Genomic DNA, 286 nt, shown 5'->3' on the forward strand with positions numbered 1-286 from the left:
CTGATACACTGTTCTGCTGAATCTGCTCTCTGGTCAAACTGTCCCGGAAGAAATTCAACTGAAAAGCACCGATCTGTCTCATTCTTTGTAAAACTTTCTCTGTAAAGGATATCGACCGGAGGCTCTGCAAACACTCCGCCACATGCTTTTTCAAATGTCTCATCTGATATATTTTCTGCGTCATACCGGATCAGAACCCGTACCCCGGTCACATCTTTAATTCCGAGATAATGACGGATCTCATGTCCAAGCCCTTTCGCTGTTACGGCAAATTCCGGCTTTTTTT

The 286-nt window shown here is 44.4% G+C and carries 1 protein-coding gene; it reads right to left on the reverse strand.

Annotated elements, in window-relative coordinates:
- Positions 1 to 286: hypothetical protein (locus PZH32_RS14095; protein ID WP_275208894.1), on the reverse strand; the 286-nt coding region annotated here is incomplete at both ends.

It is taken from the genome of Adlercreutzia equolifaciens (assembly GCF_029076695.1).
In the GTDB taxonomy this organism is placed as follows: Bacteria; Actinomycetota; Coriobacteriia; order Coriobacteriales; family Eggerthellaceae; genus Adlercreutzia; species Adlercreutzia equolifaciens_A.